Raw genomic sequence first — 12,823 nt, 5'->3', positions numbered from 1 at the left:
CCGGGTGCGACGAGCCGCCGCGCGTGGCCGGCCTGCTGCCCGTGGGCGACGGGGCCGCACTGCTGCGTCGCCGGCCCGACGTGCGCCAGGCCGAACGCAGCTTGGCGGCCGCCAGTGCCCGCATCGGCGTGGCGACGGCCGACCTCTACCCGAAGGTGGTGCTGGGCCTTTCCGCCGGCTCGTCGGGTTTTTTGAACAGGTTCGGCAATCGCGAGTCCTTCAGCTACAGCTTGGGTCCGCTGGTCAGCTGGACGCTGCCCAACACCGGCGCGGCCCAGGCGCGCATCGCGCAGGCCGAGTCCGGCACGCGAATGGCTGCCGCGCGCTTCGACGGCACTGTGTTGCGGGCGTTGCTGGAGATCGAGACGGCACTCGACGCCTATGCCCGCGAACTCGACCGCCACGCCGCCCTGGCCGCCGCGCGCGACCAGAGCGCGACCGTGGCCCGGCAGGCGCAGACGCTCTACGTCAACGGCAAGACCGCGCAACTCGACGCGCTGGACGCCATGCGCACGCTGGCGGCGAGCGAAGCCGGACTGGCGGCATCGCAGGCCGAGCTCGTCGACGACCAGTTCGCCGTGTTCATGGCGCTGGGCGGCGGCTGGGAAACCGGCGAGGCCGTCGCGCAAACCGCGCCATAGCCGATGGACGACCTGCAGCAGCTCAAGGTCTTCAGGGAAGTCATCGCCCGCAAGAGCTTCACGCGTGCCGCTGTGGCATTGGGAATTTCCAAGGCCGGCGTCACCAAGAGCGTGGCGCAACTGGAAAAAGACGTGGGGGTCCGGCTGCTGAACCGGTCGACGCGTTCCGTGACGCCGACCGACGCCGGGCAAACGCTGGCGCAGCGGCTGGTTCCGCTCTTCAGCCTGATCCAGGACGTGAGCACCGAGCTGTCCGACTTCGCGGCCCACCCGCGAGGGCGGCTGAAGGTGGCGGCGCCGCACGGCCTGTCGCTGAGCCTGCTCGGCTGGAACATCGAGGACTTCATCGCCCAGCATCCGGATGTGCATGTGAGCATCCATCTGAGCAATCGCGAGGACGACCTGGTGATGGGCGCCATCGACGTCGCGCTGCGCATCGGCCCGATCGAGGAGCGGGACGTCGTCGTGCGCAAGCTGCGGCCGGTGCCGCTCGTGCTGTGCGCGTCTCCGCAGTACTGGGCGCGCCGGGGCATGCCCTCGAAACCGGAAGAGCTCGCCAGGCACGAGGTGCTGACGTACTCCCTGTGGGACGCATCGCCCCGGCTGCCCTTTGTCGTCGGTGGGCAAACACATTACGTGCCCGTGCGCAGCCGCCTGGACGCGGACGACGCCGCGCCCTTGATCGCGCTGGCGGTCAAGGGGTTGGGCGTGACCTGCGTTCCCGAGGTGCTGGCCCGCGCGCATCTGGGGTCGGGCGCGCTCGTGCCGGTCTTGCAGGACGCGATGCCGCAAGCGATCTGGCTGTATGCGACCTATCCGCACCGCAGCCACAAGAGCGCCGCGCTTCGGGCCTTTCTCAACTTCCTGACGGCGGACCATGTTTGACCGGAAAAGCAAGTCGCGCGAACTTCGGCATTACAAGGCGCGATGGCTCGACCCGATAGCCACCCTATTTGCTTAGGTCAAGACGAGCTGAGCTTCCAGCTTTCAATCGGAAAAACCCATACACTCTTGGAAACAATTGTCAATTTGTCTTTCGATATAGATCGGGTCGTTCTTTCGGCCTGTTGACGCGAAGCAAAGAAGCAATTCCAGAAGCCCCCTCGGGAGTTCGGCGCACACCGCCGAAACGGGAGGGGCTCGGGTTTCACTGAGGGAGGCATGCGTGCTGGGATTTTTCCGTTTCGTGCTGGCGGGGCTCTTCGCCCTGGCCGCTTTTGTGCCCGTCGTCCGCGCCGCCGAACCGGCGCAAGTCACGCTGGCGGGCCTGGCATTCGCCGGTGACGCCGCGTCGCTCGACCAGCGCTTTCCATATTCGCGCCGCTACGAGAGCGCCATCGCCAAGTCGGGGCAGAACGCCTACGCCATGGTCCGCGCCGCCGTCGCGCAGATGCCGCCGCAGAACCTGCAGGTGTCGAGCGGCCAGATCGACGAACTCAAGGGCCGCGACCAGGCGCTGGTGAGCTCGCTCGTCATCGGCTCCGAGACGGTGTCGGTCGAGACCTTCGGCAGCCTGCGCAAGCTGTTCGTGCTGATCCGCGGGCAGGCGCTGTTCTTCGACTTCAAGTCGATGACGGTCGTGCGCTCCTATCCGCTGAGCTTTGCGTACATCGACGTGTTCGACCGCGACCCGACCGAGGACGAGATCCTGGCGCGCGTGAAGAACGTGTACGAGGGAACGCCGGGCAAGCCCGGTATCTTCGCGCGCTATGCCGGCGTGCTGGCCAAGGCCACCGTGCCGGCGCAGGTGCCGCGCTTCGTGAAGGTGACCAAGGTGAACCTGGCGCCGGAGCTGGTCGACATGCTGCCGGCCTACCTGAAGGGCGCGCCGGGCGTGGCGGAAACCTGGGCGGCCGACCTCGTCGGCGAAGCCGTTTCCACCCGCGTGGGCGTGCCGCTGGTGCCGTACATCCAGGGTTACGCCGTCGGCAAGGTGATGCCGCTGCGCGTGTCCGACGGCACCGTGTACACACTGACGCTGCCCACGCCCGACTACGAGATCACGGTCGACTTCACGGGCTTCAAGAAGGTCAAGTTCGGCGAGGCCGCCGCGGGCACCAGCTTCGTCTATGGCGCCTACGCCAACGTGAAGATCGAGCAGCCGCTCATGGGCACCGTGTACATGAACGCGGCCTTCAAGAACGGCGAGGTCAAGGTCGTGCCCGCCACGCAGACCTACGTGGACGATTTCCCCGCGTACTACGACGCGCTCAACGGCATGTTCCACAAGCTCTCGGACGCCATCGCCGGCAAGGGCAACACGTGGGTGAAGTCGGCTTCGGCCGCATCCGACATCGAATCGCAAATCCTCAAAACCAAACAACTGCTGGACCTATGCAAGTAATACGCTCCTTCATGCTCGTGCTCCTCGCGGCCTTCGCCTTCTCGGCGGTGGCCCAGGTGCAGCAGGCTCGCGGCAAAGCCTCCGTGACCTATCAAGGCCGTTCGGCCAACGCCGACGACAAGGCGCGCGCGCTGCAGGCCGCGCAGCTCAAGGCGGTGGAGTTCTACTACGCCGAGGCCGGCGAGTCGGAGTCGGAGAACTTCGACACGGTGCGCGACAAGATCCTGTCCAACCCCGACCGCTACATCCTCGAGTCGACGGTGCTGGGCGAAGAAGACAACCCCGACAAGAAGCAGTTCACCACGGCCGTTCGCATTGCGCTGAACGTGGCCAACCTGCGCAACCTCATGAAGTCGAACTCGGCCGTGGCCAAGGCCGGCGCGGGCGAGAAGTCGCCGCTGGCCTTCGTCTTCGTGTCGCGCCAGGTCGCGTCGGTGAAGTCGTTCGACGACCGCGTGTTCAAGCGCGTGGACGAGTCCGTCAAGGTCGGTGCCGCGGGCTCGACCTCGCAGACCGGCGCCGAGGGCGAGTCGCTGCGCGGCGGCCAGATCAAGACCAATGCATCGACCGCGTCGCGCGCCGACGTGTCGGTGAACCGCACCCGCACCCTCGAAACGGGCGGCAGCACCGTCAAGCGTTCGAGCGAGGCGACCTACCGGCTCATTCCCAGCGCCAACCTGAACCAGGTCTTCAGCAGCACGTTCACGCGTGCCGGCTTCAGCGTGAAGGACGCCGCCTTCATCGAGCCGCTCACCAACGGCCAGTTCAAGGTGGCCAACGTTGAAGCCGACTACCAGACCGGCAACGACCTGAAGTCGACCACGCTGCAAGCCATTGCCTCGGGCATGCGCGCGGCCCACGTGCCCTACGTGGCGCTGGGCACGCTCGACGTGGGCGCGGCCGACCAGGACCCGGCCACCGGCCTGGTGCGCGTGTCGGTGACCGTCAACGCCAAGATCTTCGACGTGACGCAGACCATTCCCGACACCAAGGCGTCGGTCGGTCCGGTCCAGTACGCCGGCGTCGGCCCTTCGGAAGACGAGGCCCGCGGCAACGCCCTGAAGCTGGCCGCCGGCAACGCCGCGCGCGAGCTCACCAGCCAGGTGACGGCGCAGCGCGTGCAGTAACGCCACCCCGGTTTCCATCCAACACACAAAAAACGAAAGCATCCGTCATGACCAAGCTCATCCAGTCCCTCGCCGCCGCGGGCTTCTTCGCCGTTGCACTGACCGGCACGGCCAGCGCCCAGTTCTCGCTCAAGTCGCTTCCCGGCGTGTCGAACGTCGTCGGTGGTGGCGGCAGCGCCGCGCCCGCGGGCGATCTCGGCGGCCAGCAGGACGTGCTGGTGCGCAGCTACGTCGCCGCCAACAAGGACGTGCTCACCGCCAACTCGAAGATGGCCGAAGCCTGGGCCTGAAGGACGCCGCCGCCACGTCGAAGGCCACCTCCGACGCGCTGACCGAAGGCGCCACCAAGGACAACCTCGAAGCCTCGAACAAGGCCGTGTCCGCATCGACCGACGCCGTGGCCGCCGAGCTGGCCAAGCAGCCCGTGCTCGACGCGCAGTCGAAGGCGCTGTTCGCCACCGGCCTGGGCCACCTGGCGACCGGCGTGCACAAGTACGTGGGCGTGGGCAAGAACGTGAAGGTCATGGGCTCCAGCCTGTCGAGCGCCTCGCCCCTGATGCTGCCGAAGCTGCAGTCGGCGGTGTACGTGGTGTCGAACTTCCCCAGCTCGATGACCAGCGTGTCGACCGCGCTGAAGAACGCCATCTCGTTCGCGCAGAGCCACGACATTCCGGTGCCCGCGGACGCCACGCAAGCCCTCGCGGCGCTCTGATCGAACGCACGAGCGGAACACTTTCATGCGCCACATTCTTTGCGTGACCGCCGTCGCGGCGGCGGCCCTGCTGGTCGCGTGCGGCAAGCAGGACGCCCCGGCCGAGAAGGCCCCGGCGGCGGCGGCCCCCGCCCCGGCCCCGGCCAACGTCTCGCCGCCGGTCCCCGACGTGGGCAAGCTCGGCAGCGAGCAGACCACCGCGCAAGGCTTCGGCGCCACCGCCGGCGAGGCCGTGGCGGAGGCGATGAAGCTCGCCATCCTGCAGGTCAACGGCGCCGCCGTGCAGTCGTCGACGGTGTCGGCCAAGTACGGTCTGGACGTGAGCCTGGGCTACGACGCCGTGTCCCTGCGCGCCACCGCTTTCGCGGACGTGGTGAGCCAGCGTTCCGGCGGCGTGATCCAGAACTTCAAGATGGTCGAGCTGCAGGAGCCTTCCGAGAAGGTGGGCAACCGCTACAAGGCCACCATCGAGGCGCGGATCGCCAAGTTCACGCCGTCCGCCGACCTGCAGAAGATCAAGGTCGTGGTCGGCCCGATCCGCTTCGACAGCGCCAGCCTGCCGATGGGCGACCGCTCGGTGCCGTCCGCGGAAATTGCCGCCACGCTGCGCCAGCGCGTGAGCGATGCGCTGGTGCAGACCGGCCGTTTCGCCGTGCTCGACCGCGAGTTCAGCCCCGAGATCGAGCAGGAGCTCGACATGATCTCGTCGGGCCAGGCGCCGAGCGCCGAACTGGCCAAGCTGTCGCAGGCCGCCAGCGCCGACATCGTGTGGAGCGCGCGGGTCAGCAGCCTTGCCTACAACCGCCACGCCCGCCAGCTCAAGACCAGCGACCGCGAGCTCGTGAGCTACTCGGGCGGCTGGGCGCTGTCCGAAAAGCTGGTCAACGTCGCGACTCGCCAGGTGATGGCCTCGGACTCGATGCGCGGCGAGGCGCCCTCGGTGGGCGCGACCACGCTGAGCCAGGGCGTCGACGGACGCAAGGTGCTGGAGGACATGAGCACGGACATGGTGAACCAGGTCGTGGCCTCGGTGCTGCGGCGCACGTTCCCGGTCACGGTGGTGGCGCGCGACGGCACCAACGTCGTGTTGAGCCAGGGCGGCCAGGCGCTCAAGGAAGGCGCGCGCTACGCGATGGCCGCCATGGGCGCCGAGATGAAGACCCGCAGACGGGGCAGAGCCTGGGCCGTGTCGAGTCGGCCTGCTGCGAGCTGGTGGTCGAGCGCGTCACGCCGAACCTGTCGTACGGGCGCCTTGAAAACGTGCGTTCGAACCTCGATCAGTTGCCGCTGGGCGGGCTGCAGCTGCGCGAGCAGTTGAAGGGCACGGCCGTGGCGAAGGCGGACGCGGCCAAGCGCCGTCCGCCGCCGGCGACGCGCCCCCAACCGCCGCCGCGCCGGCACCGGCCGCGAAGGCCGTGCAGCCGCGCGCGGCCGCACCCGCGCGCGAGCGGCCTGCCGCCGCCGCTGGCAAAGACGACGACAAGTGGTGAGATGAGTTGAGCCTCGGCGGCGGGCCGCGAAGAAGAAAGACAATCGGGCCGTGACGCCCGCCGAAGAACACAACCCGCCCGCCGTACCGAGGCCGCTGCCGCTGCTCGCGCGCTGGCTGCTGCTGGCGTTTGCCGCGCTGTGCCTCGTGCTGGCCGTCATCGGCGTGATCGTGCCGGGCATGCCGACCACCGTGTTCGTGCTGATGGCCGCATGGGCGGCCGCGCGCAGCTCGCCGCGGCTGCATGGCTGGCTGCTGAACCACCGGCTGTTCGGCCCCATCCTGCGCAACTGGGAAAACGGCCGCACCGTGAGCCGGCGCGCCAAGTGGAGCGCCACCGCCGCGATGGCGTTTTGCGCCGTCGTGATTGCGCTGACCGCGCACAAGGCCTGGCTCGCGGGCATCGGCATCGGCTCGATGGCGGCGGTGCTCGCGTGGCTGTGGCGGCGGCCGGAGCCCGATGCCTGAGTCCGTGGGGGTTCGACGCTTTGGCATCGCGGTGCTCGGCACGGCCTGAGCGGCCGCTTCACAATGCGGCCTTCACCCCCAGCCGCAGTGCCCCGCAGGAGATTTTGAAGAATGAAGCCCCAACCCATCGAGTACGCCGCCGCCTCCGACGAAGTCAAGGCCGTGTTCGACGACATCAAGACCTCGCGCAACGTGCCCGACGTCAACAACTTCTGGAAGTACCTGGCCAACGACCCCGCCTCGCTCAAGCGCACCTGGGGCAGCCTCAAGGAAGTGATGGCGCCCGGCGCGCTCGACCCGGTGGTCAAGGAAATGGTCTACCTCGCGGTGAGCGTCACCAACAGCTGCGGCTATTGCATCGCGAGCCACCACGCGGGCGCGGCCAAGGCCGGCATGACGCCGGAAATGTTCGGCGAGCTGATGGCCGTGGTCGGCATGGCCAACGAAACCAACCGGCTGGTCAACGGCTACCGCGTGCCGATCGATCCGGCGTTCGACAAGTAGCGGCCTTCGGCCCTGACGGCGATCAGCCGATCGTCATCAGGCTCGCGTTGCCGCCCGCTGCAGCGGTGTTGATGCTGAGCGCGCGCTCCACCACGAGGCTTTCGAGCGGAATGCCGGCATCGCCCGGCGCGAAGGCCCGCACGCCGACGATGGGCCCCGGCCGTGCCGAGAGGCGGCGCATCACGTCGGCCAGTTCATCGGCGTCGCCGTGGTGCAGCGCGGCGTCGAAGGCCACGGTCTGCGCGCTCCAGTCATTGGCAATTGCCACGCGCTGCTGCACGTCTGCCGGCAGCGATGCACGCAGGGCCTGCGCGCCAGCATCGGCCGGCCAGATGGCGTTGCTGCCGACCGACAGCACGGCCGCCAGTTGCACCAGCCGGTCGGCCTCGGTGCGGGCCAGGCACAGCACGGCTTCGCGCGGCTGCAGCGTGTAGACGTTGCGCTCGCCCGTCGGCCCGGCCAGCGTGCGCGAGTCGCCGGCGCGCGACAGCGAGGCAAAGCGCGCGCACTGCGCGGCCAGTGCGTGGCGCTCCGCTTCTTGCGCCCAGCGGCCCAGTGCCGACAGGCCCGCATTCGACGGCGGCACGGCGTCATCGCCCATCGCACGCGCCATCGCGTCGTCGGGCCGCTTCGACAGCATTCGCACCATGTACAGCGGCCCGCCCGCCTTCGGCCCCGTGCCCGACAGCCCTTCGCCGCCGAAGGGCTGCACGCCCACCACCGCGCCGACGATGTTGCGGTTGACGTACACGTTGCCCGCATGGGCGTTCTCCACGATCTGCGCAATGGTCTCGTCGATGCGCGTGTGCACGCCCAGCGTCAGGCCGTAGCCCGTGCCGTTGATCTGGCCGACCAGCGCGGCGAGGTCGCGGCGGCGAAAGCGCACGACATGCAGCACCGGCCCGAACACCTCGCGCTGCAGCTCGGCAATGCCGTCGAGCTCGATCAGCGTCGGCATCACGAAGGTACCGTGGCGCGTGTCCTGCGCGTACTCGCGCCCCTGGCGAAAGACCTTGCGGCCACGCGAGCGCATGGTGGCGATGTGGCGTTCGATGCCCTCGCGCGCCTCGGCGTCGATCACCGGGCCCACGTCGACGGCCAGCCGCGCGGGGTTGCCGATGCAGGCCTCGGCCATCGCGCCCTTGAGCATCTCGATCAGCCGGTCGGCCGCTTCTTCCTGCACGCACAGCACGCGCAGCGCCGAGCAGCGTTGGCCCGCGCTGTCGAAGGCCGAAGCCATCACGTCGGTGACGACCTGCTCCACCAGCGCGGACGAGTCGACGATCATCGCGTTCTGCCCCCCCGTCTCGGCAATCAGCGGCACCGGCGCGCCGTGGGCGCCCAGGCGCTGCGACAGCGTTTTCTGCAGGATGCGCGCGACCTCGGTCGAGCCGGTGAACATCACGCCCTGCACGCGCGCATCGGCCACCAGGCTGGCGCCCACGGTCTCGCCCCGGCCCGGCAACAACTGCACGGCGGCGCGCGACACGCCGGCCTGCCACAGCACGCGCACGGCTTCGGCGGCGACCAGCGGCGTCTGCTCGGCCGGCTTGGCGAGCACGGGGTTGCCGGCCGCGAGCGCGGCGGCCACCTGGCCCATGAAGATCGCGAGCGGAAAGTTCCATGGGCTGATGCAGACCATCGGGCCGAGCGCGCGGTGCGTGTCGTTCGAGAAATCGCTGCGGGCCTGCGCCGCATAGAAGCGCAGGAAGTCGACGGCCTCGCGCACTTCGGCGATGGCGTTGGCAAAGCTCTTTCCGGCCTCGCGCGCCAGCAGGCCGAGCAGGCGCGGCATCTGGTCTTCGAGCCGGTCGGCGGCGCGCTCGAGCATGGCGGCGCGCGTGGCCGGTGACGTCGCGGCCCATTCGGTGGCGATGCCCTCGGCTTGCGACACGGCCGATGCGACATCGGCCGCCGTGGCTTCTTGCACCTGCCCGACGACATCGCGGTGATCGGCCGGGTTCAGCACGTCGGCCTGTTCGCGTTGAGCATCGATGTCGGTCGCGAGCATGGGCGCGGCGAGCCAAGCGTCCTGTGCGGTGGCTTGCAGCGTCTGGCCGAGCGTGCGCAGGCTGTCGTCGTTCGCCAGGTCGAGCCCCTGCGAGTTGGCGCGCTGCTTGCCGTACAACGCCACCGGCAGCGGAATCGACGGATGCGGCAGGCCCATGGCGCCTTCCTGCGCGGCCATGCGCTCCACCGTCGCCACCGGGTCTTCGACCAGCGCCTCGAGAGAAATCGTCGGGTCGGCGATGCGGTTCACGAACGAAGTGTTGGCGCCGTTCTCCAGCAGCCGGCGCACCAGGTAGGCCAGCAGCGTCTCGTGCGTGCCCACGGGCGCGTAGATGCGGCACGGCCGGTTCAGCGGGCCGACCACCTGCTCGTACAGCGGCTCGCCCATGCCGTGCAGGCACTGGAACTCGTACTGCCCCGGCTGGTAGCGCGAGGGATCGGCCGCCGTGTAGATGGCGGCCAGCGTGTGCGCGTTGTGCGTGGCGAACTGCGGGTACACCGCGTCGGGCGCGGCAAGCAACTGGCGCGCGCAGGCGAGGTACGACACGTCGGTGTAGGCCTTGCGCGTGTAGACCGGGTAGCCGCCGAGCCCGTCGATTTGCGCGCGCTTGATTTCGCTGTCCCAGTAGGCGCCTTTGACCAGCCGCACCATCAACCGGTGGCGGCTGCGGCGCGCGAGGTCGACCACGTAGTCGATCACGAAGGGGCAGCGCTTCTGGTAGGCCTGAATGACGAAGCCGATGCCGTTCCAGCCCGCGAGCGCAGGCTCGAAGCACAGGCGCTCCAGCAGGTCGAGCGACAGCTCGAGCCGGTCGGCTTCTTCCGCGTCGATGTTCAGGCCGATGTCGTACTGCTGCGCCAGCAGCGTGAGCTCGCGCAGCACCGGGTACAGCTCGGCCATCACGCGCGCGTGCTGCGCGCGGCTGTAGCGCGGGTGCAGTGCCGACAGCTTGATCGAGATGCCCGGGCCTTCGTACACGCCGCGCGCATTCGAGGCCTTGCCGATGGCGTGAATCGCTTCTTCGTATGCGATGCGGTAGCGCTTCGCGTCTTCCATGGTGAGCGCCGCTTCGCCGAGCATGTCGTACGAATAGCGAAAGCCCTGTGCCTCCAGCTCGCGCGCATTGCCCAGCGCCTGCTGGATGGTCTCGCCGGTGACGAACTGCTCGCCCATCATGCGCATCGCCATGTCCACACCCTTGCGGATCAGCGGCTCGCCGCCCTTGCCGATCAGCCGCGTGAGCACGGTCGACAGGCCGGTCTCGCTGTGCGTGGCCACGAGCTTGCCGGTCAGCAGCAGGCCCCAGGTGGCGGCATTGACGAACACCGACGGGCTGCGGCCCGCATGCGTCTGCCACTGGCCGTGCGCGATCTTGTCGCGGATCAGCGCGTTGCGGGTTTCGGCATCGGGAATGCGCAGCAGCGCTTCGGCCATGCACATGAGCGCGACGCCTTCCTGCGACGACAGCGCGTATTCCTGCAGCAGGCCTTGCACGAGGCCGGCGCGGCCGCTCGCGTTCTTGCGCGAGCGCAGTTGCTGCGCGATGCGGTGCGCGAGTTCGTGGGCCTCGTCGGCCAGGTCGCCGGGCAGCCGGGCCTTGTCGAGCAGGGGCGGCAAGGCCTCGGGCTCGGCGCGCCGCCAGGCGGCGGTGATGCGCTCGCGCAGCGCCGAAGCGGGCGCGGCCAGGCCGTCGACAAAAGCCGTGAAGGAAGAGGGGAGGGGGTCGGCGCTGGTGGTGCTCATGGGAGGCTCGGGCTGGTGATATGTTGGATGATCCGCGTCCGGGCGCTGAATTTGTGTTCGAAGAATCGCCTCATTTCAGAATAAAAAACCATGGCGGGGCGGGCGCGAGAATCCGTTTTCCACCGCGCGAGCGGGAACGCAGGGGAGTGCATTCATATGAACAGGGCGTCATGCTTCGTGGCCGCGTGCCTCGCACTCGGGTCGGTGGTCGGCGTTGCGCATGCGGCGGCCGATGCGCCGGGCTGCACCGCGTCGGCCGGGCCCGACTGCTACCGCAGCTTCCAGCCGCCCGGCGCCGGGGGCACGCTCAACTACTACGCGTCGCTGGCACCCGGCGCGGCGGCGCCGACCCGGGTGCTCATCGGCATGCACGGCCATCCGCGCGATGCCGACAAGACCTTCAACGCGGCGCTGCTGGCCGTTCGCAATGCCGGCGCGCTCGACGACACGCTGGTGGTCGCGCCGGTGTTCCAGGTCGCGGCGGACAAGGCCCGCAAGTGCAGCGCGCCGGGCGTGCCGGCGGCGGAGGCCGGCGACCTGCTGTGGACCTGCGGCTCGTGGTTGGAAGGCGGCCCGGCGGAGAACGGCGCCCGCGTCACTTCGTTCGCGGCCATGGACGCGCTGGTGGCCGAACTCACGCGGCGCTGGCCCGGCTTGCGCACCGTCACCATCGCGGGCTTCTCGGCCGGCGCGCAGATGGTGCAGCACTACATCGGCTTCGCGAAGCATGAAGCGGGCGCGACGCCGGTGGCCGTGCGCTACGTCGTCGCCGACCCCGGCACCTGGCTCTACTTCGATGCGTGGCGCCCGCAGCCGGTGACGGGCGCCGAATGCCCCGCCGTGAACCGCTGGAAGTACGGCACCGACAACCTGCCCGCGCACCTGGGCCGCAATGCCGCGCAGGCGCGCGCGCACTCGCCCGCGCCGACATCAGCTACCTCGAAGGCGCGCTCGACAGCAGCGACGCCAAGGCGCGTACTACGGCATCCTCGACAAGTCGTGCGCGGCCATGGCGCAGGGCCCGTACCGCATGCAGCGCGGCCTGGCCTACGCGCAGTACGACCGGACGATGCTCGCGCCCGACCAGCGCCGCGAAGTCGTCGTGGTGCCGGGCTGCGCGCACGACGTGGCGTGCGTCTTTCCGTCCGAGGCCGCGCGCGCCGCGTTGCTCGGCACGCCGCGCTGAAGCCGCCCCCTACCAGCCGTAACCCAGTTGCACGCGCGTGCCCACGTGCGCGCCGCCGGTGGACACGCCGATGCCGAGGTTGAAGTTCTCGTCCAGCTGGTAGCCGAAGGCCAGGCCGATCGCCGACTCGCCCGCGTAGTGGCCCGCCGCCAGCCCGAACCATCCCTTGCCGGGCGCGAGCGCTGGCACGTTCGGAATCGCCATGGCCACGGCCACGCCCCGGGCCGCGAAGCTGCGGCCCGCGTACGCGAACTGCTGCAGCTGTCCGACGTTCACCGCGTCGCCCGTCAGCACGCCCGCCGCGACGTTGCCGATGCGCGTGCCGTGGGGCGCCTGCGCGTTGCCGAGCGTGACCCGCCCGTAGTCGATCGAACCGTCGGGGCGCGTGTCGTACTGCAGGCTGCGGCGCGGGTGGTGCTGGCCATTGCCTTCAGCTGCGCGACGTTGGCCGCGTCGCTGTCGGTCGTGCCCGCGGCCACGCCCGTGATCTGCCGGTACTGGCCGTTGGCCGCGTCGCCGACCGACACCGCCGCCTGCGTGCTGGTGGTGGCGCGCACGGCGGCCGCGAGGTGCGGCGATGCGGTCGGCGGCACGTAGC

Annotated in this window: 12 protein-coding genes and 1 pseudogene; 10 read left to right on the top strand and 3 right to left on the bottom strand. The window is 69.5% G+C overall.

Going from position 1 to position 12,823, the window contains the following annotated elements; translation table 11 throughout:
* The 9 genes from BMG07_RS36260 to BMG07_RS36225 all read left to right on the top strand — a co-directional run.
* Positions 1 to 641, top strand: a 641-nt coding sequence (locus BMG07_RS36260; protein ID WP_198088549.1) for a TolC family protein, incomplete at its 5' end; no start/stop codon positions are given.
* A 3-nt stretch (positions 642 to 644) separates the two neighbouring features.
* Positions 645 to 1,526, top strand: a complete 882-nt coding sequence (locus BMG07_RS36255) for a LysR family transcriptional regulator (protein WP_198088548.1) — start codon at positions 645 to 647, stop codon at positions 1,524 to 1,526.
* A gap of 280 nt (positions 1,527 to 1,806) precedes the next feature.
* Positions 1,807 to 2,985, top strand: a complete 1,179-nt coding sequence (locus BMG07_RS36250) for a hypothetical protein (protein WP_198088547.1) — start codon at positions 1,807 to 1,809, stop codon at positions 2,983 to 2,985.
* 11 nt (positions 2,986 to 2,996) lie between these two features.
* Entirely contained in the window at positions 2,997 to 4,112 is a 1,116-nt protein-coding gene (locus BMG07_RS36245; RefSeq protein ID WP_269759753.1) for a hypothetical protein, read from the top strand.
* A gap of 47 nt (positions 4,113 to 4,159) precedes the next feature.
* Complete coding sequence (locus BMG07_RS43510; RefSeq protein WP_269759752.1) at positions 4,160 to 4,402, top strand: hypothetical protein; 243 nt, start codon at positions 4,160 to 4,162, stop codon at positions 4,400 to 4,402.
* Between the two features lie 86 nt (positions 4,403 to 4,488).
* Positions 4,489 to 4,824, top strand: a complete 336-nt coding sequence (locus tag BMG07_RS43505; RefSeq protein WP_269759751.1) for a hypothetical protein — start codon at positions 4,489 to 4,491, stop codon at positions 4,822 to 4,824.
* A 25-nt stretch (positions 4,825 to 4,849) separates the two neighbouring features.
* A complete protein-coding gene (locus BMG07_RS36235) occupies positions 4,850 to 6,142 on the top strand; it encodes a CsgG/HfaB family protein (protein WP_269759750.1) in 1,293 nt (430 codons plus the stop codon).
* Positions 6,143 to 6,364: 222 nt separating this feature from the next.
* Positions 6,365 to 6,781, top strand: coding sequence for a YbaN family protein (locus BMG07_RS36230; protein ID WP_198088545.1), 417 nt, complete (start codon positions 6,365 to 6,367; stop codon positions 6,779 to 6,781).
* 111 nt (positions 6,782 to 6,892) lie between these two features.
* Positions 6,893 to 7,285: a carboxymuconolactone decarboxylase family protein gene (locus BMG07_RS36225; RefSeq protein WP_198088544.1), complete on the top strand. Its 393-nt coding sequence runs from the start codon at positions 6,893 to 6,895 to the stop codon at positions 7,283 to 7,285.
* Positions 7,286 to 7,307: 22 nt separating this feature from the next.
* Here the strand turns inward: BMG07_RS36225 and putA are convergent, their stop codons facing one another.
* Positions 7,308 to 11,039: a trifunctional transcriptional regulator/proline dehydrogenase/L-glutamate gamma-semialdehyde dehydrogenase gene (gene putA / locus BMG07_RS36220; RefSeq protein WP_198088543.1), complete on the bottom strand. Its 3,732-nt coding sequence runs from the start codon at positions 11,037 to 11,039 to the stop codon at positions 7,308 to 7,310.
* A gap of 177 nt (positions 11,040 to 11,216) precedes the next feature.
* On the opposite strand from putA, the gene BMG07_RS36215 reads away from it, so the two are divergent.
* Positions 11,217 to 12,308, top strand: a complete 1,092-nt coding sequence (locus BMG07_RS36215) for a hypothetical protein (protein WP_269759749.1) — start codon at positions 11,217 to 11,219, stop codon at positions 12,306 to 12,308.
* Here BMG07_RS36215 and BMG07_RS43500 read toward each other — a convergent pair.
* Both BMG07_RS43500 and BMG07_RS43495 read right to left on the bottom strand, forming a co-directional pair.
* Positions 12,235 to 12,519 carry a YadA-like family protein gene (locus BMG07_RS43500; protein WP_307867250.1) on the bottom strand — a complete coding sequence of 95 codons (285 nt, stop codon included), beginning with the start codon at positions 12,517 to 12,519 and terminating at the stop codon, positions 12,235 to 12,237. The two genes, BMG07_RS36215 and BMG07_RS43500, sit on opposite strands and share 74 nt — an antisense overlap.
* Positions 12,513 to 12,823 (bottom strand): annotated as a pseudogene (locus BMG07_RS43495) (hypothetical protein); the annotation flags it as partial. The gene BMG07_RS43500 and the pseudogene BMG07_RS43495, both read right to left, overlap by 7 nt.

The organism is Variovorax sp. E3, from assembly GCF_016082275.1.
Lineage (GTDB): Bacteria > Pseudomonadota > Gammaproteobacteria > Burkholderiales > Burkholderiaceae_C > Variovorax.
The sequence above is the reverse complement of the archived record's forward strand: the minus strand, read 5'-3'. Positions and strand labels throughout refer to the sequence as shown.